This window comes from Enterobacter oligotrophicus (assembly GCF_009176645.1).
Lineage (GTDB): Bacteria > Pseudomonadota > Gammaproteobacteria > Enterobacterales > Enterobacteriaceae > Enterobacter > Enterobacter oligotrophicus.
The window spans coordinates 519,330-542,141 of record NZ_AP019007.1; the positions used below are offsets into that span (position 1 = coordinate 519,330).

Genomic DNA, 22,812 nt, shown 5'->3' on the forward strand with positions numbered 1-22,812 from the left:
GTTCAAAACAGGTGCAGCACCGATAAGTATGTTGTAACTACTTTACGCATAAAAAAAGCGCGGCCCAAAGGCCGCGCAAACGGATAATCAAACTTACTTGTTTTTCTTGGTATTACGGCCATATACCAGCCACGTAATCACAACGCAGGCGATATAGAAGACGAGGAATACTTTCATTGCCCCTGCCGGAGAACCGGTCAGGTCCAGTGAGATACCAAACGCTTTTGGAATAAAGAAGCCGCCAATCGCGCCAATGGCAGAGATAAAGCCCAGCGCCGCTGCAGTATCGGTCGCTGCTTCACGCATCGCCTGTTCTTCAGTGCCACCCTGTGCTTTCACGCGATCCATTGTGAGCTTGCGGAAGATGATAGAAATCATCTGGAAAGTCGACGCACTACCCAGCCCGGCCGTCAGGAACAGCACCATAAAGACGCCGAAGAAGGCGATGAAATTACCACTCTGACCCTCGCCTGGCAGCGTCAGGAACAACAGCGCACAGAAGACAGCCATCACCACGAAGTTCACCAGCGTCACGCGCGTCCCGCCCAGACGGTCAGAGACCATACCGCCGAGGGAGCGTGCCAGTGCACCAATAAACGGACCGAAGAAGGCAAAATGCAGGATCTGTATTTCCGGAAACTGCGTTTTTGACAACATGGCAAAGCCCGCAGAGAAACCGATGAACGAGCCGAATGTGGCCAGATACAGCAGCGCCATCACCCACAGGTGGCCGCGTTTCAGCACCGGAAGCTGCTCGCTCAGGGAAGCCTTCGACGCGGACAGGTCATTCATAAAGAACCAGGACGCGAGGGTGAATACCACCAGGAACGGCACCCAAATCCAGGCTGCGTTCTGCAGGAACAGAGAAGAACCATCCGGCTGCTCAACGCCACCGCCGCCAAAGGCTGCGAAGATGGAGACAGAGATCGCCAGCGGGGCAATCAGTTGCATCACGCTCACGCCCATGTTACCCAGACCGCCGTTGATACCCAGCGCACCACCCTGCTTCGCTTTCGGGAAGAAGAAGCTGATGTTTGCCATGCTGGACGCGAAGTTTGCACCGGCAAAACCGCACAGCAGGGAGATAATCACGAACACGCTAAACGGTGTGGAGGTATCCTGGACGGCGAAGCCGAGCCACACGCAAGGCACGATCATGATACCGGTACTGAACGCCGTCCAGCGACGGCCGCCAAACACCGGCACCATAAATGCGTAAGGCACGCGCAGCAGTGCACCCGATAACGACGGCAGCGCGGTCAACATAAACAGCTGATCGGTGGTAAAGGTAAAGCCGACTTTCGGCAGATTCACCGCGACCGCACTAAACAACATCCATACGCAAAACGCTAACAACAAACATGGAACGGAAATCCACAGATTACGACTTGCTACACGATGACCGCGCTGTTGCCAGAACGCCGGATCTTCCGGACGCCATTCAGTAATAACGCCACCGTTTTCCCTTTCGGGAGCGGATGAGTGACTCATAGACACCTCTGATTCTCGAATGATGCTGCAAACATTAGGGTTTTAGGGCGGCGGTAAGTTGATATAAATCAAAGGAAAAGTGGAGGGTTTGGCGACGAAAAAAACGCCATCACCCTTAGTGGGTAGGGATTTTATGCAAAAAAGGTGTGGTTTTTCACGGTGCTGAAGCGTCCTGGTCGGGGCCTCCCCCCGACCACTACCCTTATGGCAATTTAGGGGTAATCCTTTATTGGTATGGGTATACTCCAGGGTATGCACCAGAATAGCGCCATTCCTGCAAGCAGGCCACGTCAGGAGCCCGGCAACTCTATGTTAAAAAGATGTTTATCACCATTAACGCTGGTGAATCAACTGGCACTGATCGTTTTGCTGTCCACCGCTATCGGTGTGACCGGCATGGCTATCTCTGGCCGTCTGGTTCAGGGCGTGCAGGGTAGCGCGCATGCCATTAACGAGGCAGGTTCCTTACGCATGCAGAGTTATCGCCTGCTGGCCGCCATCCCGCTTACGCAGGATGATAAACCGCTTCTTGATGATATGGAGCGTACCGTATTCAGCCCGGAACTGGTCGTTGCCGCCAACCGCGACGGGCAGCAGGCGCAGCTCAAATCACTGCAGGATTACTGGCACAGCCAGCTGCAACCCGGCATGAAACAGGCCACATCGCCAGACGCGGTAGCCACCGATGTCGCCAGTTTTGTTGCCCGCATCGACAGCCTTGTCTCCTCGTTCGACCATACTACCGAGATGCGTATTGAGCGGGTGGTACTCCTGCATCGGGCGATGGCCCTATTTATGGGCCTGCTGCTAATTTTCACCATTATCTGGCTGCGTAAGCGGCTGCTGAATCCCTGGAAACAGCTACTCGCCGTGGCGCGCGCAGTCACCGAGCGCGACTTTACGCAGCGTGCCAACATCAGCGGTCGCAATGAAATGGCAATGCTGGGCCAGGCGCTGAACACCATGTCCGGGGAGCTTGCTGAAAGCTACGCGGTGCTGGAGCAACGTGTGCAGGAAAAAACCGCCGGGCTTGAGCAGAAAAACGAGATCCTCTCGTTTCTGTGGCAGGCAAACCGTCGTCTGCATATGCAGGTCCCGCTGTGCGAGCGGCTCTCCCCGGTACTCAACGGTCTGCAAAATTTAACGATGTTGCACGATCTGGAACTGCGGGTTTACGACGTCGAAGATGAAGAGAACCATCAGGAATTTACCTGTCAGTCGGATATGTCATGCGATGATAAAGGGTGTCATCTTTGCCCTCGCGGTTTACCTCCCTTGACCACCAGCGGTACTACGCTGAAATGGCGTCTGACGGACAGCCACACGCAGTACGGCATTCTGCTGGCGACGCTTCCCGCAGGCCGCCATCTCAGCCATGACCAGCAGCAGCTGGTTGATACGCTGGTTGAACAACTGACGGCCACGCTGGCGCTTGACCGCCACCAGGAAAAGCAGCAGCAGTTGATTGTCATGGAAGAGCGCGCCACCATTGCCCGCGAACTTCATGACTCTATCGCCCAGTCGCTCTCCTGTATGAAAATGCAGGTAAGCTGCCTGCAGATGCAGGATGCGGAGATGCCCGAGAGCAACAAACAGCTCCTTAGCCAGATCCGCAATGAGCTGAACACCTCCTGGGCTCAGCTTCGGGAATTACTGACCACCTTCCGTCTGCAGCTAACCGAGCCAGGACTGCGCCCTGCTCTTGAATCCAGCTGCCACGAATTTAGCGCCCGACTGGGGTTCCCGGTCAAACTTGATTACCAGCTTCCGCCTCGTTTTGTCCCTTCTCACCAGGCGATTCATCTACTGCAGATCGCCCGTGAAGCCCTGAGCAACGTACTCAAGCATTCCGGTGCTACGGCGGTCACGGTGACCGTGAGTCATCACAATAATCAGGTGAAGCTGACTGTCCAGGATAACGGCTGCGGCGTGCCGGAAAATGCCGAGAGAACGAACCACTATGGTTTAATTATCATGCGAGACCGCGCGCAAAGCCTGCGCGGTGATTGCCAGGTTCGCCGGGGAGAGTCTGGTGGCACTGAAGTCGTCGTCACCTTCATACCCGAAAAGCCCCTTACAACTGCTCAAGGAGAAAACCATGACTAATCAGGAACCGGCATCGATCCTGCTGATCGACGATCACCCGATGCTGCGCACTGGCGTAAAACAACTTGTCAGCATGGCACCGGATATCACCGTTGTCGGTGAAGCCAGCAACGGCGAACAGGGTATTGAACTTGCCGAATCTCTTGATCCTGATTTGATCTTGCTCGATCTCAATATGCCCGGCATGAACGGCCTGGAAACCCTCGACAAGCTGCGGGAGAAATCGCTGTCAGGACGCGTTGTGGTCTTTAGCGTTTCGAATCATGAAGAAGATGTGGTCACAGCGCTGAAGCGCGGTGCAGACGGCTATCTGCTGAAAGATATGGAGCCTGAAGATCTGCTCAAGGCGCTGCAACAGGCCGCTGCGGGCGAAATGGTATTGAGTGAAGCCTTAACGCCGGTACTGGCCGCCAGCCTGCGCGCGAACCGCGCGACGTCCGACCGTGACGTCAGCCAGTTAACCCCGCGAGAGCGCGATATTCTCAAGCTGATTGCCCAGGGACTGCCGAACAAAATGATCGCCCGCCGCCTGGATATCACCGAAAGCACGGTTAAAGTGCACGTGAAACATATGCTGAAGAAAATGAAGTTAAAATCCCGCGTCGAGGCCGCCGTGTGGGTGCATCAGGAACGCATTTTTTAACTTATTCATCCGGCAGCAACGTCCACCGTGGGTCGTCTTTCGGTAAGGCGATAAGCGGTTGCACCACCGTTAGCGTGATCTCATTGGAAGAGACACGCTGCCCCTTCTCATCTTCAACCACCACCGACAGCCGCCAGCGGTTGGTCGCCCCTTCACTGTCATCCCAGGCAGGCATGATCACACTCCAGCCCTCGCTGCTGTTACTCTTCGCCGGTGACGTCAGGCTCAACGCCTGCGTATCGCCCTGCCAGTGAAGCTGCCGGATACCGTTCGAACTGCGAATTTGCAGCTTCAGCATCACGGTTTCACCTGCTTTCAGATCCCACGGCGGTGTCGCCAGATAGACCGACAGCGTTTTGCGCTGGCGGAACTCCATCACCGGCAGGTTATCCCGCTCCGGTGAGTCATAACGGCTGCCCCGCAGCGAACGCGTCGCGGCAACTTCGCTGGCTGAAAGTTGTTTAACGAGAGGCACACCGAAGCGATAGTTTAGCTTCAGCCCGAGATTGTTCTGGGTTACGCCACTTTCCCCCTGCTTATGAGCAGCCGTTAAGGTGACCAGCGGAACGGGCGTATAGTTAAGCCCCAGATTCACCGCCATCGGGTTGTGATAACCGTTGCCAGTGTTGAACAGATCGACGTTATCGCCAAAATACTGCTCAAAGCTGACGCTGGTGTTGAGATGATGAAACCACGGTAGCCACGCTTTAGCCGTCACATCATAACCGCGCGCCATACGTTGTTCCTGAACGTCGGAGCTGTCGCGCCAGCTGGCGAACGGCTGATAGTAGTTTGCAGACAAACGCAGATTTTCACCCCACGCCTCGGCCCCAAGCCCGGCGCGCTGCAGATTTTCTTCGAGCAGGTTGTCATAAAACGTGTTGTAACCCAGCAGCCAGCTTCCGGCGACCCAACGCTGCCCCGCTCCGGCGTTACTGACCAGGCCGTCCGTTTGTTGCGTCAGCCCAAGCTGGCTCCAGCTCAGATAACGGTTATTATCATTCCAGGGAATAAACCAGTTCCCGCTGCTGCCATTGAATTTGCCCTCGTCATCCACCAGCACATTTACGCTGGCATTTCCCCAGGGCGAAAGCCAGGACTCAATCTGATCATTCACCTCACCACTCAGCACATCACGCACCTGACCAAACGCGAACTGGCGCGCCTGCTGGCCCGTGGTGAGGCCGTTGTCGGTCATACTGGCTTCACCAAAGGCTTTTGCCATCTCCGCCAGATGCTTTTCACCTTCCGAGGTCGGTTTTGCGAGGCCCAGATCCGGCAGATTATCACCGTTGTTATCAAACGGGTTTTGCGCCTGCTGCATAAAGGAATTCGGCGCACCGTGAACGGCTCCGGCCGAAATAAGGGGGAGTAGAAACAACCAACGGAGATGAAATAAAACGGTCATTAACGTCGTAAGAAATACCCGGTGCTTACGTGAGAACACAGGGTACATTAACGTGATTCTTTTTCTTTTGCAGCCTTAACGGGAATTTTCAGGAATAACCTGAAACAGGGTTTTCAACTCCGGTACGCACGATCCGCAGTTCGTCCCGCAACGTAATTTGGCCCCCAGCGCCTCGACAGAATCACACCCTCCGGCGATGGCCTCACGAATCACCTTCTCCCCGATGCTGAAACAGCTACAGATGATCCGCCCCGGTTCGGCGCGCTCATCCGGGCTCTGTCCGTTCAACAGCGCATGACGTCCGGCAAGATCAGCAGGAGCATGCTGGAACGAGGCTTCAATAAACGTATGTGCCAGATCCGGTAATGCAGTACCTTCCCAGAACCCAAGCATCAGCGCGCCGTTATGCCACGCCAGCACGCTGCTGCGCTCGTCGGTTTTAGCGATTTGCAGTTGCCAGCCCTGATTGCTGGCGTACGCCATTACCCACTCCAGCAGCGGTTTATCGCCTGCCACGGTCAGTCGAGAGGTTTTGCGCCACCAGTAGACGGAAGACGGCAGCTCCGGCAGTTCGCGTGCATACAGTTCCCCCTGCCAGCCAGGCTGCCAGGGCATGATCCTTACGGCGGTTTGTTTGCTCTCAGGCTGGCCTGAGCAGGGATCGCAGCGCCCTTCCACCAGCGCGTTCACCCTGCCCTGACGCGAAAAAAGGGAATTCCAGTGCATGGGCGCAAACAGCTCGCCCTCCTGTGGTGAGTCGTTAATGCGCACTCTGGCGACCATCACACCGCGCGGAGAGCTGATCCGCGCGAGCTGACCGTCGAGCAATGCAAAGCGTGAGGCATCGGCCGGACAGATCTCAACAAATGGCTCAGCGATATGCTGCATCAGCCGGGGAACGTATCCTGTGCGGGTCATGGTGTGCCATTGATCGCGAATGCGACCGGTATTCAGTATCAGCGGATAGAGCGCATCTGCCACAGCCTTGTGTAATGCAGGTTCGACGGGAACGATCCGTCTGCAGGGGAAATCTCCGGCGTTCCACTGGTACGGCTCCAGCGCGTCCCACTCAGCGCGGGTCAAGCCGGCAAGTTCATGCAGGTTTAACGCCCGCTCACCGTCATTCTCAAAGGCCGTAAGCGCCGCATGTTCGCAAAAAATCGCCTGCGGATGTTCCCATGCAAATGCCTCTCCATAGCCAAGCTGTTCAGCTATCCTGGCGATAATCCACCAGTCCGGTTTGGCGTTGCCAGGGGCGGGCAGGAAAGCCCGCTGACGCGAAATGCGGCGCTCGGAGTTGGTCACCGTGCCATTTTTCTCTCCCCAGCCCAGCGCCGGAAAACGAATATGAGCAAAACGGCTGGTATCTGTGTCCTGCATTACCTCCGAGACGATGACCAGCGGGCAGTTCGCCAGCGCCTGACACACCGCATGGCTGTCCGGCAGCGATACGGCAGGGTTAGTGCCCATAATCCACACCGCTTTCACCTCACCGCGGGCAATGGCGTCAAACAGTTCCACCGCCATCAGCCCCGGCGTTTGCGCCAGCCGCCCGGTTCCCCAGAAGCGCGCCACGCGCGAGAGATCGTCCGGTTCGAAATTCATGTGTGCCGCCAGTTGATTCGCCAGCCCGCCCACTTCCCGCCCGCCCATCGCATTTGGCTGTCCGGTCAGCGAAAACGGGCCACAGCCCTGACGGGCGAATTTTCCGCTGGCAAGGTGGACGTTGATAATGGCGTTACATTTGTCGCTCCCGCTGGTGGACTGATTGATCCCCATGGTGTAGAGCGTAATGGCGCGGGGGGCGGTCATAAACCAGTCGTAAAAAGTCCCGATCTCTTCGGCGGATAAACCGCAAAATTCTGCCACGCGAGCAACCGGCCACGCGTCGGTTTTCTGAATCAGGTTTAGCAAGCCGACAAACAGCCCGGCGTCACTGCCCGGCGCAAGCGCCAGATGCAGATCGGCGATATCGCAGGTGGCGGTTTTGCGCGGCTCGATCACCACCACTTTCATCCCGGCGTTGTTCTGCCGGGCCTGCACCAGCCGCTGGTAGAGCACCGGATGCGTCCAGGCGGCGTTTGACCCGACGAGTACCACCAGATCGCTGTTTTCCACATCTTCATAGCTGCACGGCACCAAATCTTCCCCGAATGCGCGCTTATAGCCCACCACCGCCGACGACATACACAACCTGGAGTTGGTATCGATATTAGCCGCACCGATGAATCCCTTCATCAGCTTATTGGCGGCGTAATAGTCCTCTGTCAGCAACTGGCCGGAGGCGTAGAACGCCACCGCCTGCGGCCCCCAGGTATCAATGATCTCCCGTAGCCGCTCGCCCGCCGCGCTTAACGCCTGTGGCCATTCCACGTCCTGGCCGTCAACAACGGGGTGTAACAGCCGCCCCTGCAGGCCTGTGGTTTCGCCCAGTGCCGAGCCTTTAACACAAAGCCGCCCAAAGTTTGCAGGATGGCGTTCATCGCCGCGCACGCTTACCTTTTCGCCCTCAACGCTGACGACCACGCCACAGCCCACGCCGCAGTAAGGGCACGTTGTCCGCGTTTCATTCATGATGCCTCCGCTCGCATGACCAGTTCCTGGTTACCGACCCACACTTTGCCGTGTTCGACTTTTACCGGCCACGCCCGCACGGCGGGTTCACCGTTCTCACACTGCCGCCCGTCACGCAGGCGGATGCGCTGTTTATAAAGCGGAGAGATCACCACCGGCTCACCGCCCGCATCGCCCAGAATGCCGCGCGAGAGCACGTTCGCGCTGCTGCCCGGTTCAATATCATCAAGTGCATAAACGGATTTACCAAAGCGGAACAGCGCAATAGGGTTGTGCCCCAGCCGCGCGCCAATCCCGGCTTGTTCCGGAATGTCGTCGATGCCGCAGATCTCCTGCCAGCGTTTGCTCTCCTCCGCTGGGGTGTTGTTCACCGTGGTACGGAACAGCGCCAGTCGGTTTGGATCGTTAAGCGTGGTTTGCCATTCGCACTGATACGTCTCCACCACGCGGGCCATCTCCTGCTCAAGCTCGTGGGCGATGCCCAGACTGTCGTCGAGGATCACCTCACGCAGGTAGTCCAGCCCACCTTCAAGGTTATCCATCCAGGTACTGGTACGCTGCAGGCGGTCCGCAGTACGGATATAAAACATCAGGAAGCGATCGACGGTACGAACTAAGGTTTCGTCATCCAGATCGCTGGCAAAGAGATCCGCATGGCGCGGTTTCATGCCACCGTTACCGCAAAGATAGAGATTCCAGCCCTTGTCCGTGGCAATGACACCGACATCTTTACTCTGCGCTTCGGCGCACTCGCGGGTGCAGCCGGACACCGCCATTTTGATTTTATGCGGCGCACGCAACCCCTTGTAGCGGTGCTCCAGTTTTACCGCCAGCCCGGTAGAATCCTGCACGCCATAGCGGCACCAGGTCGACCCGACGCAGGACTTCACCGTGCGGAGGGACTTACCGTAAGCGTGTCCGGTTTCAAACCCAGCCTCCACCAGCGCCTGCCAGATCTCCGGCAGTTGTTCAAGGGTGGCACCGAACAGATCAATACGCTGTCCGCCGGTGATTTTGCTGTACAGGTTGTAGCGTTTTGCGATCTGGCCGATGGCGATCAGCCCGTCGGCGGTCACTTCGCCTGCTGGCATGCGCGGCACGATGGAGTAGGTCCCGTCCTTCTGGATATTGGCAAAGTAGCGGTCGTTGGTATCCTGCAGCGGCAGATGCGCCGGTTTTAACAGGTATTCATTCCAGCAGGAGGCGAGCACTGATCCTACCAGCGGCTTACAGATCTCACATCCGTGTCCGTGCCCATAGCGACCGATCAACTGGTCGAAGGTGCGAATGTGGTTGACGCGAACCAGGTGATAAATTTCCTGCCGCGAGTACGGGAAGTGTTCGCAGATATCCTTTTTCACCTCCACGCCCTGCTCCGCAAGCTGGAATTCCATCACCTGCTTCACCAGCGCGCTACAGCCCCCACAGCCCGTCGCCGCTTTGGTGCACTGTTTAACCGCGCCGATATCCGTTGCACCTGCGCTCACCGCCTGGCAAATATCGCCTTTGCTGACGTTATGACACGAACAGATCTGCGCGCTTTCCGGCAGCGCCGCCACGCCCAGCGCTTTCGGCGCACTGCCTGACGAAGCGGGTAAAATCAGGGTTTCAGGCTCTTTTGGCAGGCTGATACCATTGAGCATCATCTGCACCAGCGTAGCGTATTCGCTCGCATCGCCCACCAGCACGCCACCCAGCAACGTTTTGCTGTCGTGACTGACCACGATTTTTTTGTAGATCTGCTGAGGGCCATGCGTCCACTGGTAACATAACGCGCCAGGGGTTCGCCCGTGGGCATCCCCAAACGAGGCCACATCTACGCCGAGCAGCTTCAGTTTGGTACTCATATCGGCCCCGGCAAACCTCTTCTCTTCGCCTGCAAGCGTAGCCGCCACAACGCGTGCCATTTGATAGCCTGGTGCCACTAAGCCGAAAATTTTGCCTTCCCATAGTGCGCATTCACCGATGGCAAACACGTTTTGATCGGAGGTCTGACAGCGGGCATCAATGCAGATCCCTCCACGTTCACCAGTGCTCAGCCCGCTGCTGCGTGCCAGCGCATCCTGCGGACGAATACCGGCCGAGAAGACCACCATATCGGTTTCCAGCTGTTCACCATCGGCGAAGCGCAGTACCAGCCCGTCGTCCGTTGTCGCAATTTCCGTGGTGGCTTTACAGGTGTGTACCCCCACGCCCAGTGCCTCAATTTTCTTGCGCAGCATTGCCGCGCCGTCGTTGTCGAGCTGAACTGCCATTAGATTCGGCGCAAACTCCACCACGTGAGTTTCCAGCCCCAGTTGTTTCAGCGCGTTCGCCGCTTCCAGCCCCAGCAGGCCACCGCCTATGACCACACCACGACGGGAGCCTTCAGCATGTGCCGCAATGTTGTCGAGATCGTCGAGCGTGCGATAGACAAAGCAGCCCGGCAGATCGTTACCGGGTACAGGCGGTACAAACGGATACGAGCCGGTTGCCAGCACTAGTTTATCCCAGTGGGTTTCATGCCCGCTGGCGGTGCGCACCACGTGCGTTTCGCGGTCAATCGCGACGATCTGCTGAGCCAGACGCAGCTCAATGCCGTTGTCGGTAAAGAAATCACCTTTCACCAGCGAGAGCGAATCTGCGCTGCGCCCGCCAAAATATTCTGAAAGGTGGACACGGTCATACGCGGCATAGCGCTCTTCACCGAAGACGATAATCTGGTATTGCTGGTGCAGATTGCGGTTAACGCAGTCTTCAAGAAAATGATGGCCGACCATACCGTGTCCAACCACCACCAGAGTAGGTTTTGTCATAGCGTTTTGTCCTGCAACCTGCGGTTGCGTAGTGAAACGATCGAACAGCCAGTCCACGTGCGCGGGAACCGGCGTTGCCAGTAAATCGGTGAAGGTCGTTGCGCTGCGGCAATCCCCCACCAGCAGCACGCCTGCAAGGGTGCCGTGATTGATCACCAAGCGGCGGTAATGGCGCGTCAGCGGGTCCCACGATTGCCAGACCACATCATCCGCCTGTGCCGTTGCGCGTCCGGCGCAGAACAACTCCACGCCCGTCACCTTGAGGCGCATCCCGTTCCCGGTTAGCGCGACGGGCGTTGCCGTATCACCAGCCAGGCGAGCGGCGAGGATATCTGCCTGTGCCAGGCACGGGGCGACCAGGCCAAATGTCTGACCCTCTGTTTCGCAGCATTCGCCGATGGCGCTGATGTGTGGTGCGGATGTCTGCATCCAGCGGTCAACCACAATGCCTCTGGCGCACTCAATGCCACTCGCTTTTGCCAGCGTAACGTTGGGCTGCACGCCAGTAGCCAGCACCACGCGCCTGGCGTCGAGCTGACGGCCATGGGATAACGTCACAGAATCCGCGGCGATAGCCGTAATGCTGGTAGCCAGTTCACACCGCACACCGCGCTCCGCCAGGGCCTCTTCCAGCAGCAGCCCCGCCTGCTGATCCAGCTGTTGTTCCATCAACCACGGGCCGCGATGCACCAGCGTGACATTGTCACAAGTCCGCGCAAGCGCCGCCGCTGCCTCGACACCGAGCACGCCGCCCCCCAGCACCACCGCCGGGCCTGGCGTTTCGAGAATCGCGCGGGTATCCTTCAGGGTGCGAAACGTAAAGACGTGCGGTGCGTCGTGACCAGGGATCGGCGGCACAAACGGCAGCGACCCGGTGGCAAACACCAGTTCATCCCACGGCAGCGTCAGGCTTTGGGTATGGACTTCAGCGCGCACCACATCCACCGCCGTCACCTTTTCCCCTCTCAGAACCGTGACGCCACGCTGCTGATACCAGTCGTCCTCCTGCAGGCGAATAGTCGCCGCCTGTTTTTCGCCGCCCAGCACCGGAGAAAGCTGAATGCGGTTGTAGGCATGCTCATGCTCATCGCCAATCACGGTGATAGCAAAGCGGCCAGGCGCACGCCCGGTTAGCGAGGCAATCAGCCGTGTCGCCGCCATTCCATTGCCGATAATCACCAGTCGCATCGTGGCCTCCTCGTTACGCCGCTTTCGGCTGCTTTTCATAGAGGAAATGGAGGATTTGCTGGCGCAGGTGGTGATAACGGCTGTCGTCCGCCAGTTGCACCCGATTGCGCGGCCGCGGCAGGTTAACAGACAGGATCTCCCCGACGTTGGCCGCCGGGCCGTTGGTCATCATCAGCACGCGATCGGAGAGCAGCACCGCCTCGTCCACGTCATGCGTGATCAGCACGATGGTGGTGTTCAGCGCCTGCTGGATCTGCATCACCGAGTCCTGCAGATGCGCACGCGTCAGCGCATCCAGCGCGCCAAAGGGTTCATCCATCAGTAAGACTTTCGGCTTCATCGCCAGCGCGCGGGCGATACCTACACGTTGCTTCATGCCGCCGGATATTTCTCCCGGACGTTTATGCAGGGCGTGACCCATCTGCACGCGATCGAGGTTGTGCTCTATCCACTCCTTGCGCTCGGCTTTACTCATGGTGCGACGAAACACCTGATCCACCGCCAGCGCGACGTTGTCGAAGCAGGTGAGCCACGGCAGCAAAGAGTGGTTCTGAAATACCACCGCGCGCTCGGGCCCTGGACCGGCAATTTCACGGTTGTCACAGATCAGCCCGCCTTCGGTCGGCAACGTGATCCCGGCGATCAGGTTCAGCAGCGTCGATTTGCCGCAGCCCGAGTGACCAATCAGGCTCACAGTTTCGCCTTCGTGAATATCAAAAGAGACGTTCTGCAGCGCCAGAAACTCGCCGCTGGCAGTGGAAAAACGCTGGCTCACAGCCTGTACCTGAATTAACGGTTTCATCATCACTCCTTATTTTTCCTGCCAGCTAAAGCGACGGGCGATCAGCATCAGCCCCTGCTCCAGCAGCAACCCGACCACGCCAATGATGACGATGGCGATGAGAATGTTTTCGACGTTGAGGTTGTTCCACTCGTTCCAGATCCAGAAGCCGATCCCCAGCCCCCCGGTCAGCATTTCAGCGGCGACGATCACCAGCCAGGCGATACCGATGGAGAGGCGCACCCCGGTCAACACGGCGGGCAGCACGGCGGGGAAGAGAATGCGGCGCATGATGGTCCACTCAGAGAGCTGCAGCACGCGAGCAACATTGAGATAGTCCTGCGGAATACGGCGCACGCCTTCGGCGGTATTGATCACCATCGGCCAGATCGAGCAGATAAAAATCGTCCAGCTCGATGCGGGTTCCGCTTTCTGGAACAACAGCAAGCCGATAGGTAGCCAGGCCAGCGGGCTGACCGGGCGCAGAAGCGCAATCAGCGGGTTGAACATGCGCGCAAAAAAGGTGAAGCGGCCAATCAGAAAACCGAGCGGAATACCGGCCAGCGCCGCCAGACCAAAGCCCACCGCCACACGCTGCAGCGAGGCAAGCACGTTCCAGCCGATGCCCATATCGTTGGGGCCGTCGCGGTAGAACGGGTTGGCGAAGAGTGTTAACGCCGAATCCAGCGTACTGAGCGGCGTCGGGAAACCTTTGCTGTTAATCGCCGCCAGTTGCCAGAGCACCACCAGCAAGCCCAGGCCGAGGAGCGCCGGGATGATGCGCTGTAACAGGCCATTCATCCGCCGGGCAAACGCAGGCGCGCGACGGCGAACCTGTAACGGAGGCAGGACAATCACTTCCCCGCTCTCTGACGTCTCTTGTGGTTTCGTATTTTGCAGATGCTGCATAATCAGGCCCCTCTGTGATGAATGGCGAAGCGGGTGGCGTAACCTTCCGGATCGGTACCGTTCCAGACGGTGCCGTCCATCAGTGTGCTGCTGCGAAGTGATGATGCCGGTGTGGTGATCCCCCCTACGGCTGTGGCGGCATCCTGCCAGACCGACGTCTGGTTAATACGCTGTGCGATGCCCGCGTAGTCCGGTGCAGATTTGAGTAATCCCCAGCGGCGGAACTGGGTTAAGAACCACATGCCGTCGGAAAGATACGGATAGCTCACGGCACCGTCGTTGAAGAAGCGGATTGGATGCGCATCCTGCCAGCGCTGGCCGAGGCCGTTTTCGTATTCACCGAGCATCCTCCCGGTGAGGTATTGCTCTTTGGTGTTCAGCCACGCGCGACGTGCGAGGATCTGCGCGGTTTCGCGTTTGTTCTGCGGTGAAGCGTCGATCCAGCGCGCAGCCTCCAGAACAGCGCTCACCAGCGCGCGGGCGGTATGCGGGTTTTTATCTACCCAGTCGCGGCGCGTACCGAGAATTTTTTCGGGATGATCGGCCCAGATGGACTGAGAGGTTGCGGCGGTAAACCCGATCCGGTCGTTAATGGCGCGCGCATTCCACGGCTCCCCGACGCAAAAACCGACCATGTTGCCTATGCGCATGTTCATCACCATTTGCGGTGGCGGCACCACCACGGTGCGAACGTCGTCGAACGGATTAATACCCGCGCTGCCCAGCCAGTAATAGAGCCACATGGCGTGCGTGCCCGTCGGAAAGGTGTGTGCAAAGGTGTATGTCCCCGGTGCCTGCTGCCCAATCATTTTTGTCAGGCTATCCAGATCGCGAACGCCCTTCTCTGCCAGATCGCTGGAGAGCGTAATGGCCTGGCCGTTCTGGTTGAGAGTCATCAGGTTTGCCATCTGCTGAGGCTTACCGGCGATACCCAGCTCCAGCCCGTAAAGCAGGCCGTAGAGAATATGTGCGGCATCCAGTTCCCCGGCGACCAGCTTGTCACGCACTGCCGCCCAGCTCGCCTCTTTCGTGGGCACGAGGGTAATGCCGTATTTTTTATCAAACCCTTTCAGCGCCGCGATAACGAGCGGAGCACAGTCGGTCAGAGGGATAAACCCTACGCGTACCGTCTCCTGCTCGGGCTTATCCGAGCCAGCCGCCCACGCCGCCTGCATGACGCCAGGTAACAGCATTGCCCCGCTCGCCAGCATGCTGGCCTGCAAAAACCGTCGTCTCGACACATCCGCCATAACCACTCCTGAAAAAAAGCCAAAAAAAAGCGCCCGACAGTGCCGGAGCACCGCTGGACGCCTTTATCCCGAAGACACATGCACCGCCGTTGGTACATTGTCGAAAGTAGTGAGTTTGTCACTGCAAAGTAGATGCCAGTTTTTAATCCCTTGTTTTTCCGCCTCTCATCGGTTGCTGCCAGCGATTACGCACCTGAATCATGCAAAAAATGCCCACTGACTGTGCAACTACTCCTTTGGTATTATCTGCCAGAGGTTCTTTACGGTGAGCAGCGCGCGGGCGATATCCACCATCCGCTGGTTCTTATCCATCGCCATTTTACGCAGCGCTGTCCACGCCTGCTCTTCACTCATGTTCTGGTACGTCATCAGGATGCTTTTGGCTTTATCGATGGTTTTACGTTCTTCCAGCGTGTCGCGCAGCGAGGCCAGTTGACGGGAGAGTTGTTCTATTTCCCGCGCCTGCTGACGAACCAGTGGCAGAAGCGGCTTATCCGGGAAGTGGGCGAGAGGATCGTCATGCTCGCTGGCCTGGGGTGTGCAATCATCATCGCTGCGCATTCGTTCATCGACCGCGACCATCAGATCGGCGATCTCTCCCTCCTCCAGCGTGCGCAAATGTTCAAGACGCGCGGTCTGCAACGCAAACCACTTCAGCGCAGTATTGCCGTTATCGGCCGCAGGCTGGCGGGTACAGGCCATGCGTCTGAGCTGCTCGGTTTCACGATCCGGCAGGCAATAGAGGGTAAATGTCTCCTGCACGTCGGCATGGCTGTGCGATAAAAAGACCTCAAAACAGGCCTGCTGCCCGTCAATGCGATCAACCAGTCTCTGACGCGTTTCATCGTCAAAAAAGTTTAGGGTAAAGCCAATTGCCCCCAGCGCGCGCTCCTGGCCCACCAGCTCTTTTCCCTGCATCAGACAATAGAGCGCCACAAAGCGGCCCGCGATTTGCGGATCGTCAATGCTGTCATTGAGCTGCGGAACGATACTGAGCAAATGGCGGAGCATACGGCTGTAGTGCTCCATCGCCTGAGGTGCCGCAATAGTTTGCTCAGTGACGCCGTCACGCAGTGCGTCAAGCGTCTCCAGACACTGCAGAGCACGGGCAATGCGTTCGCACACCGCACTGCCCGGCAATGGGGAGTGCTCATTGAGAAAATGATGAAAAAGCGTAATATTTTCATCGACCAGTGCTCTGCTGGCTTTGCATTCGGGCGCATAGAGCTTGCCTTGTGAACACAGCCAGACGTTTGATGCCCCGCGTTCGCACTGTAACATATGCACCAGTCGGCTGATGCCGTTCACCAGCGTCCCTGATTGCGCCAGCCTGCTGAGATGTTCCCTGCGCATCTGCCTGGCGCGTTGAAACCACGCGGTTGCGCCGGGCGAACTGCCAGCCTTCAACGTCATACATACTCTCCCGGATAGGTATACCCGTTGAGATAAGCAATATCCGTGCCTTTACAAGAACAGGAGTCAATATGCAGAAGATTGTGATCGTCGCCAACGGTGCGGCTTACGGTAGCGAATCCCTATTTAATAGCCTGCGTCTGGCGATTGCGCTGCGCGACCGCGAAAGCGACCTGGAACTGCGTCTTTTTTTAATGTCCGATGCGGTAACAGCCGGATTGAAGGGGCAAAAACCTGCTGAAGGGTACAACATCCAGCAGATGCTGGAGATCCTGACAGCGCAAAATGTACCGGTTAAATTGTGTAAAACCTGCACCGACGGGCGCGGGATCACCGGGCTGCCGCTGATTGAGGGGGTTGAAATCGGCACCCTTGTTGAGCTGGCTGAGTGGACTCTGACCGCCGATAAAGTATTAACTTTTTAATAATAAACCCGTAAAAATATTATTTTCTTATGGACGCGGTTTCAGCATCAAGTTTACCTGCGAAATTGCCGATAGGCATGAAAACAACACAGCAGGTATTTCACTTATGTTCAGGTCCATTCGTGCTCGTATCATTGCCGCGACGACAGGCTGTCTGGTCGTCGCCCTTCTTCTTAATACCGTTATCAACTTCCAGGTCACGCGCCAGGATAACCAGCAGTCGCAGCGCGATATCCTGACCAGCACCAGTGCCAGCCATAATATGGCGATTGCGGACTGGGTAAATAGCAAAATGACCGTGATTGTTTCCGCGCAGAGCGTCGCGCTGAGCGATGATCCGGTTCCGACCTTTAAACAACTCGCTCAGGCTGGCGGGTTTACTAACGTCTATGTGGGCTATGCCAGCAAAACGGCAAAATTCTCTGATCCTGCGGGTGTTCCGGCGGATTACGACCCGACCATTCGCCCGTGGTATCAGCAGGTCGTCAGCGCCGACGCGCCCGTTGTTACCGCTCCTTACGTTGATGCAGGAACCGGCAAGCTGGTGGTGACCTTCGCCGTGCCGGTCAAAGAAAATGGCACCCTGAAAGCGGTGGTTGCAGGCGACGTGGCAATGGATAGCGTGGTCGCTAATATTCGCGGTATTCACCCCACTCCGGCGAGCAGCGGGTTGCTGATTGACAGCGACGGCACCGTGATTGCAGCCAACGATCCGGCCCTGACGCTGAAGCCATTTGCCGACGTGCTCAAGGGGACTGACTTTAGCGCGCTGAAAAAGGGTGACCCGGTCGACGGAACGTTTAACGGCGTTGAGAAAACGTTCGTGGCAACAGCGGTGCCAGGCACACACTGGATGCTGATTGTGGCACTCGACAACAATGATGCCACCTCCGGTATGCGCTCCCTGCTGAAAGCCTCGGCGCTGTCGCTGGTGATCCTGGCCCTGCTGAGCGGCGCAATTGTCCACTTCCTGATTGCCCGTCTGCTGAAGCGTTTATCGGATATCCGCGACGCGATGCATAACATTGCCAACGGCACCAACGACCTGTCGCAGCGCCTGCCCGATAACGGTGAAGATGAAGTGGCACAGATTGCCCAGGCGTTTAACGCCTTCAGCGATAAGCTCTCGGTGGTAATGGTTCAGCTACGGGATGCGAGTGCGTCGGTGAAAAATGCCGCACGGGAAATTGCAGCGGGCAACCAGGATCTGTCCGGGCGTACTGAACAGGCCGCCTCCAGCCTGCGTGAAACGGCCAGTGCCGTCGAAGAGATCACCGCCTCGGTCACCCAGTCGAATGAGTCCGCAGCGGAAGCCAACGATCAGGCGAGTAAAGCCTCAGCCGCAGCCTCGCGTGGAGGCGAAGTGGTATCCCAGGCCATCAGCACCATGCAGTCTATTGAAGTGGCCTCGGCTAAAATTGGCGACATCACCAGCGTGATTGACGGCATTGCCTTCCAGACCAACATTCTGGCGCTGAATGCTTCCGTCGAAGCGGCGCGCGCCGGAGAGCAAGGCCGCGGGTTTGCCGTGGTGGCAGGTGAAGTGCGTAACCTGGCCAGCCGCAGCGCCCAGGCTGCTAAAGAGATTAAATCTCTGATCGATTCCACTACTGACAGCGTGGCGACCGGTTCTCGTTATGTACATCTGGCCGGAGAGAGCATGAATGAGATCCGCTCCAGCATCGGTAGCGTTTCGGGCATCATGCGCGAGATCTCCATCGCGACCAGTGAGCAGATGAAAGGCATTCATGAGATCAACCATGCGGTGACGCACCTGGATCGTATGGTGCAGCAGAACGCCGAACTGGTGGTGCAATCCGCCGCCGCAGCCAGCGCCCTGCAGAGCCAGGCGGGCGACCTTGCTGAAACGGCCGGACATTTCCGCATTTAATTTTCTTCTGGCGCGCGAAAAGGGGGTAAAACGCGCGCCAGCTGAATGCTTTCAGGAATTTTGTCATTTTTGTTTAAACGTTATGCCATTTTTTGATCAAAATCAGCATCCTTCACCCTCCCCTTTGGTGTTATGCACTGAGTGAATTGTGAACAACATCACGCTCAGCGCTGGCTGCAAAGAGCGTAGCTTAAGACGACGGGGTAAAAAAATGGCACTGGTAAAAACAAGTCTGAAACTGTTTGGCGGGGATACGGTTGTGGTACGTTGCTCAGAGCGCTGCCGCATTCATTTGATGAGTGCAAAAGCACAAAAGCAAACGCAGGCAGATATCCTGACCGTGCAGGATGACAAGGCATGGCTGACGGTGCCGTACACCGGCACCTGGGATGTGCTGATTGACAGCCACAGCCAGTCACTCGAACACTCTGTGAGCTACGTTGCCGCTTAACCGCGACGCCCGGCTGCAGTCACACAGTCGGGCATTTTTATCAGGCAAAGCCCGGACGCAGCGGGTTATTCAGCAGGTTACCTTCCATCAGCGCTTTGACTTTCGTCACCAGCTCATTCAGACAATCATCCTTCATGCCGAGCCGCGTTAGCTCCTGATCGAGGGAAAAGAGATATTGCGCATTCGTGCCCAGTGGACCACTGGCGGCAGCAATTAACGGGGCAATAACCTGCGGGCGGGTGTCCGCTTCATACAGCGGATGGCGCGGGTCCATAATAAAGACCAGCGCATTGACGGTGCGGCCATCGTCGAGTTCCAGTTTGAACCAGCCGGGAATGTAGCAGCCGGTGATCATCTCGCGCTTCCACAGCAGCGTCAGTTCATCTTCCAGCGTGGCATCCGGGAGCCGGTAAGCCACGCCGGTGGTGCGTCCGCCCTCTTTCAGTGCAAGCATACGACCCGGCTGACACGCACTGCCGCGCCCGGCTGTCAGGCGCAAACAAAATGCGCGATGCCAGCCAGGAAGCGTACCGGTTGCCGATTCGACAAATTCCAGGGCCGGGTTCCACATCAGCGAACCGTAGCCAAAAATCCACACCGGTCCATCATCCGGGCGGCAGGCCAGCGTCGCAGCGAGCGATGCCGCACGTTGTTCAGCCGACCAGAGAAGCGATTCCTCAATATCACCAAATGCCGTCTTACAATCTGCCTTCATTAAGAAATCACGCGTTAACACTTTCCACCTCCGCCACTGCATGCTTCCCTGCGACATCTGTAATTCGCCTTCCCGGCATTAAATGCTGGTCATTTTACCCGCAGTGAATGAACGATAAGCAATTCACAGGCCAGTTGCAATACAACGGAAGTTCCACCGCCTGAAAAGTCAAAATGAAGGTGTTGCATCAGGCAGCGGCTATTTCTTTTTGTGCCATTTATCATCGTCTCCTTTCTCATATTCATGTTTTACGGCAGCCCATGCCACCTTATGTGCGGTCTCTTCACGGCTGGCATCATCCCGGCGATCGTCTTTATCTTTGTACTGATCCCAGGCGCTGTTAAACGCCTCTTTATAGATCTCCTGCGCATGAGCGGGAAGGACGTGCTGCACGCTGTCGGGTAATTCGCGTTTCGTTTTATATGGCATCTCTGACCTCTCTTTTTGCTAAAGAGATAAGTGTGGACGAGGATACTTCATGGTGCCAGCATGAATAGAATTCTTAAATACCAAAGAAGTTAATTAACTGTTATTTATTGATTATTTATAAAAGAAGATAAGATATGCCACTTAGAATAAGAATTTACTGCTAACGGTAAAATTAAGTAAACATTAAACGGTATTCAACAGAGATCTGTTAGTTTAATGGCCTCAAAATTCTATCTATAATTACAAGCACCTGCATTGACGGAGAAGCACATGACAGCAACACACGAGGCGGTAAAGACCCGCCACAAGGAGACGTCGCTCATTTTCCCGGTTCTGGCACTGGCTGTGCTGCTCTTCTGGGGAAGCAGTCAGTCACTGCCAGTGGTGGTGGGTATCAATATCCTTGCGCTGGTGGGGATTTTAACCAGCGCATTTAGCGTGGTTCGCCATGCGGACGTGCTGGCGCACCGCCTGGGTGAGCCGTACGGTTCATTAATCTTAAGCCTTTCCGTTGTTATTCTCGAAGTGAGCCTGATATCTGCTCTCATGGCGACCGGCGACGCTGCGCCAACGCTGATGCGCGATACACTCTATTCCATCATTATGATTGTAACGGGCGGTCTGGTGGGCTTTTCTCTCTTACTGGGCGGACGCAAATTTGCGACCCAATATATGAATCTGTTTGGTATTAAACAGTATTTAATCGCCCTGTTCCCGCTGGCCATTATTGTGCTGGTCTTCCCGATGGCGCTACCGGGTGCGAATTTCACCACTGCACAAGCATTACTGGTCGCACTGATTTCGGCCGCAATGTACGGCGTGTTTCTGTTAATTCAGACCAAAACGCACCAGAGCCTGTTTGTTTACGAGCATGAAGATGACGCCGACGACGACGACCCGCATCACGGTAAGCCGTCAGCCCACAGCAGCGCCTGGCACACCGTCTGGCTGATTGTGCATCTGATCGCGGTTATCGCCGTGACCAAGATGAACGCAAACCCGCTGGAAACGCTGTTAACTGAGCTGAATGCGCCCGTGGCCTTCACCGGCTTCCTGGTGGCGCTGCTTATTCTCTCCCCTGAAGGGCTGGGAGCACTGAAAGCGGTGCTGAACAACCAGGTGCAGCGCGCGATGAACCTGTTCTTTGGCTCCGTTCTGGCAACCATTTCCCTCACCGTTCCGGTGGTAACGCTGATTGCCTTTATGACCGGTAATGAGCTGCAATTTGCGCTGGGCGCACCGGAGATGGTTGTGATGGTGGCATCCCTGTTGCTGTGCCAGTTATCCTTCTCGACCGGACGCACCAACGTACTGAACGGTGCCGCGCATATGGCGCTGTTTGTCGCGTACCTGATGACGATTTTTGCGTAACCTTTTTTGCCGGGTGGCGCTGCGCTTACCCGGCCTACAAAACCCGTAGGCCCGCGCAAGCGCAGCGCCGCCGGGCAAAGAAAAACCCGCCGAAGCGGGTTTTTTATTAGTTGCTGGTATCCAGCTCGTCGAAGCTCTTCACCAGATCGTCAATCGCTTTGATCTGCTTCAGGAACGGCTCCAGCTTATCCAGCGGCAGTGCAGATGGGCCATCGCATTTCGCATTGGCCGGGTCCGGGTGCGCTTCAATGAACAGACCCGCCAGGCCGGTAGCCATACCGGCGCGCGCCAGCTCGGTCACCTGCGCACGACGGCCGCCAGAGGCTGCGCCAAACGGGTCGCGGCACTGAAGGGCGTGGGTCACGTCGAAGATCACCGGAGACTGGCCGGAAACGTTCTTCATTACGCTGAAGCCCAGCATATCCACAACCAGGTTGTCGTAACCGAAGTTTGAACCACGGTCACACAGGATCACCTTGTCGTTGCCGCCTTCGATAAACTTATCGACGATGTTACCCATCTGGCCAGGGCTGACGAACTGAGGTTTTTTCACGTTGATCACGGCACCGGTTTTCGCCATCGCAGCAACCAGATCGGTCTGGCGAGCCAGGAACGCCGGAAGCTGGATCACGTCTACCACGTCTGCAACAGGCTGCGCCTGAGAGGCTTCGTGCACGTCGGTGATCACTTTCACGCCAAAGGTCTGTTTCAGCTCCTGGAAAATCTTCATCCCTTCTTCCAGACCAGGACCACGGTAAGAATTGATAGAGGAGCGGTTGGCTTTGTCAAAAGAGGCTTTAAACACATACGGGATACCCAGCTTCTGGGTCACGGTCACGTAGTGTTCGCAGATACGCATCGCGAGATCACGGGACTCCAGCACGTTCATACCGCCAAACAGCACGAACGGCAGGTCGTTTGCCACGTTGATATCGCCAATGCTAACTACTTTTTGTTTCATATAATCGCCTT

At 56.9% G+C, this 22,812-nt stretch carries 17 protein-coding genes; 6 read left to right on the forward strand and 11 right to left on the reverse strand.

What is annotated here, in order from left to right; translation table 11 throughout:
• Positions 1 to 93: 93 nt before the first annotated feature.
• A complete protein-coding gene (locus EoCCA6_RS02485) occupies positions 94 to 1,491 on the reverse strand; it encodes a NarK family nitrate/nitrite MFS transporter (RefSeq protein ID WP_152081329.1) in 1,398 nt (465 codons plus the stop codon).
• Between the two features lie 309 nt (positions 1,492 to 1,800).
• Between EoCCA6_RS02485 and narX the strand changes: the two genes are divergently transcribed.
• Together narX and narL are read left to right on the forward strand one after the other, a co-directional pair.
• Positions 1,801 to 3,597 (forward strand): nitrate/nitrite two-component system sensor histidine kinase NarX, encoded by a 1,797-nt coding sequence (narX, locus tag EoCCA6_RS02490; protein ID WP_152081330.1) that lies wholly within the window; start codon positions 1,801 to 1,803, stop codon positions 3,595 to 3,597.
• Positions 3,590 to 4,240 carry a two-component system response regulator NarL gene (narL, locus tag EoCCA6_RS02495; protein WP_003856701.1) on the forward strand — a complete coding sequence of 217 codons (651 nt, stop codon included), beginning with the start codon at positions 3,590 to 3,592 and terminating at the stop codon, positions 4,238 to 4,240. The genes narX and narL overlap by 8 nt, the downstream gene beginning before the upstream one ends.
• Before the next feature lies 1 nt (position 4,241).
• Here narL and EoCCA6_RS02500 read toward each other — a convergent pair whose 3' ends face one another.
• From EoCCA6_RS02500 to nasR, 7 genes are all read right to left on the reverse strand, one after another.
• Positions 4,242 to 5,648 carry a YchO/YchP family invasin gene (locus EoCCA6_RS02500; protein ID WP_152081331.1) on the reverse strand — a complete coding sequence of 469 codons (1,407 nt, stop codon included), beginning with the start codon at positions 5,646 to 5,648 and terminating at the stop codon, positions 4,242 to 4,244.
• Positions 5,649 to 5,723: 75 nt separating this feature from the next.
• Entirely contained in the window at positions 5,724 to 8,222 is a 2,499-nt protein-coding gene (locus tag EoCCA6_RS02505) for a nitrate reductase (protein WP_152081332.1), read from the reverse strand.
• A complete protein-coding gene (gene nirB / locus EoCCA6_RS02510; RefSeq protein WP_152081333.1) occupies positions 8,219 to 12,205 on the reverse strand; it encodes a nitrite reductase large subunit NirB in 3,987 nt (1,328 codons plus the stop codon). The genes EoCCA6_RS02505 and nirB overlap by 4 nt, the downstream gene beginning before the upstream one ends.
• Positions 12,206 to 12,218: 13 nt before the next feature.
• The gene (locus tag EoCCA6_RS02515) at positions 12,219 to 13,007 is read right to left on the reverse strand and encodes an ABC transporter ATP-binding protein (protein WP_152084383.1); all 789 of its coding nucleotides are present in this window, start codon (positions 13,005 to 13,007) and stop codon (positions 12,219 to 12,221) included.
• 9 nt (positions 13,008 to 13,016) lie between these two features.
• Positions 13,017 to 13,895, reverse strand: a complete 879-nt coding sequence (ntrB, locus tag EoCCA6_RS02520; RefSeq protein WP_152081334.1) for a nitrate ABC transporter permease — start codon at positions 13,893 to 13,895, stop codon at positions 13,017 to 13,019.
• A 2-nt stretch (positions 13,896 to 13,897) separates the two neighbouring features.
• Entirely contained in the window at positions 13,898 to 15,145 is a 1,248-nt protein-coding gene (locus tag EoCCA6_RS02525; protein ID WP_152081335.1) for a CmpA/NrtA family ABC transporter substrate-binding protein, read from the reverse strand.
• Between the two features lie 228 nt (positions 15,146 to 15,373).
• Entirely contained in the window at positions 15,374 to 16,558 is a 1,185-nt protein-coding gene (nasR, locus tag EoCCA6_RS02530) for a nitrate regulatory protein NasR (RefSeq protein WP_152081336.1), read from the reverse strand.
• Between the two features lie 71 nt (positions 16,559 to 16,629).
• On the opposite strand from nasR, the gene EoCCA6_RS02535 reads away from it, so the two are divergent.
• From EoCCA6_RS02535 to EoCCA6_RS02545, 3 genes are all read left to right on the forward strand, one after another.
• Positions 16,630 to 16,983, forward strand: coding sequence for a DsrE/DsrF/TusD sulfur relay family protein (locus tag EoCCA6_RS02535; RefSeq protein WP_152081337.1), 354 nt, complete (start codon positions 16,630 to 16,632; stop codon positions 16,981 to 16,983).
• Between the two features lie 106 nt (positions 16,984 to 17,089).
• The gene (locus tag EoCCA6_RS02540) at positions 17,090 to 18,874 is read left to right on the forward strand and encodes a methyl-accepting chemotaxis protein (RefSeq protein ID WP_152081338.1); all 1,785 of its coding nucleotides are present in this window, start codon (positions 17,090 to 17,092) and stop codon (positions 18,872 to 18,874) included.
• Positions 18,875 to 19,085: 211 nt separating this feature from the next.
• Positions 19,086 to 19,325, forward strand: a complete 240-nt coding sequence (locus tag EoCCA6_RS02545) for a DUF1883 domain-containing protein (protein ID WP_152081339.1) — start codon at positions 19,086 to 19,088, stop codon at positions 19,323 to 19,325.
• Positions 19,326 to 19,365: 40 nt separating this feature from the next.
• On the opposite strand, the gene EoCCA6_RS02550 is transcribed toward EoCCA6_RS02545, so the two are convergent.
• Positions 19,366 to 20,061, reverse strand: a complete 696-nt coding sequence (locus EoCCA6_RS02550) for a gamma-glutamylcyclotransferase (RefSeq protein WP_152084384.1) — start codon at positions 20,059 to 20,061, stop codon at positions 19,366 to 19,368.
• Positions 20,062 to 20,238: 177 nt separating this feature from the next.
• The gene (gene chaB, locus EoCCA6_RS02555; RefSeq protein WP_152081340.1) at positions 20,239 to 20,469 is read right to left on the reverse strand and encodes a putative cation transport regulator ChaB; all 231 of its coding nucleotides are present in this window, start codon (positions 20,467 to 20,469) and stop codon (positions 20,239 to 20,241) included.
• A gap of 270 nt (positions 20,470 to 20,739) precedes the next feature.
• Here chaB and chaA point away from each other — a divergent pair, with 270 nt between their 5' ends.
• Positions 20,740 to 21,840, forward strand: coding sequence for a sodium-potassium/proton antiporter ChaA (gene chaA / locus EoCCA6_RS02560; protein WP_152081341.1), 1,101 nt, complete (start codon positions 20,740 to 20,742; stop codon positions 21,838 to 21,840).
• Positions 21,841 to 21,946: 106 nt separating this feature from the next.
• Here the strand turns inward: chaA and kdsA are convergent, their stop codons facing one another.
• Positions 21,947 to 22,801, reverse strand: coding sequence for a 3-deoxy-8-phosphooctulonate synthase (gene kdsA, locus EoCCA6_RS02565; RefSeq protein ID WP_152081342.1), 855 nt, complete (start codon positions 22,799 to 22,801; stop codon positions 21,947 to 21,949).
• Between the last annotated feature and the right edge of the window lie 11 nt (positions 22,802 to 22,812).

Bases quoted from the DNA above. Each gene is read 5' to 3' on its own strand.
- EoCCA6_RS02485 (WP_152081329.1), bottom strand. From the start codon at position 1,491: ATGAGTCACTCATCCGCTCCCGAAAGGGAAAACGGTGGCGTTATTACT.
- narX (WP_152081330.1), top strand. From the start codon at position 1,801: ATGTTAAAAAGATGTTTATCACCATTAACGCTGGTGAATCAACTGGCA.
- narL (WP_003856701.1), top strand. From the start codon at position 3,590: ATGACTAATCAGGAACCGGCATCGATCCTGCTGATCGACGATCACCCG.
- EoCCA6_RS02500 (WP_152081331.1), bottom strand. From the start codon at position 5,648: ATGACCGTTTTATTTCATCTCCGTTGGTTGTTTCTACTCCCCCTTATT.
- EoCCA6_RS02505 (WP_152081332.1), bottom strand. From the start codon at position 8,222: ATGAATGAAACGCGGACAACGTGCCCTTACTGCGGCGTGGGCTGTGGC.
- nirB (WP_152081333.1), bottom strand. From the start codon at position 12,205: ATGCGACTGGTGATTATCGGCAATGGAATGGCGGCGACACGGCTGATT.
- EoCCA6_RS02515 (WP_152084383.1), bottom strand. From the start codon at position 13,007: ATGAAACCGTTAATTCAGGTACAGGCTGTGAGCCAGCGTTTTTCCACT.
- ntrB (WP_152081334.1), bottom strand. From the start codon at position 13,895: ATGCAGCATCTGCAAAATACGAAACCACAAGAGACGTCAGAGAGCGGG.
- EoCCA6_RS02525 (WP_152081335.1), bottom strand. From the start codon at position 15,145: ATGGCGGATGTGTCGAGACGACGGTTTTTGCAGGCCAGCATGCTGGCG.
- nasR (WP_152081336.1), bottom strand. From the start codon at position 16,558: ATGACGTTGAAGGCTGGCAGTTCGCCCGGCGCAACCGCGTGGTTTCAA.
- EoCCA6_RS02535 (WP_152081337.1), top strand. From the start codon at position 16,630: ATGCAGAAGATTGTGATCGTCGCCAACGGTGCGGCTTACGGTAGCGAA.
- EoCCA6_RS02540 (WP_152081338.1), top strand. From the start codon at position 17,090: ATGTTCAGGTCCATTCGTGCTCGTATCATTGCCGCGACGACAGGCTGT.
- EoCCA6_RS02545 (WP_152081339.1), top strand. From the start codon at position 19,086: ATGGCACTGGTAAAAACAAGTCTGAAACTGTTTGGCGGGGATACGGTT.
- chaB (WP_152081340.1), bottom strand. From the start codon at position 20,469: ATGCCATATAAAACGAAACGCGAATTACCCGACAGCGTGCAGCACGTC.
- chaA (WP_152081341.1), top strand. From the start codon at position 20,740: ATGACAGCAACACACGAGGCGGTAAAGACCCGCCACAAGGAGACGTCG.
- kdsA (WP_152081342.1), bottom strand. From the start codon at position 22,801: ATGAAACAAAAAGTAGTTAGCATTGGCGATATCAACGTGGCAAACGAC.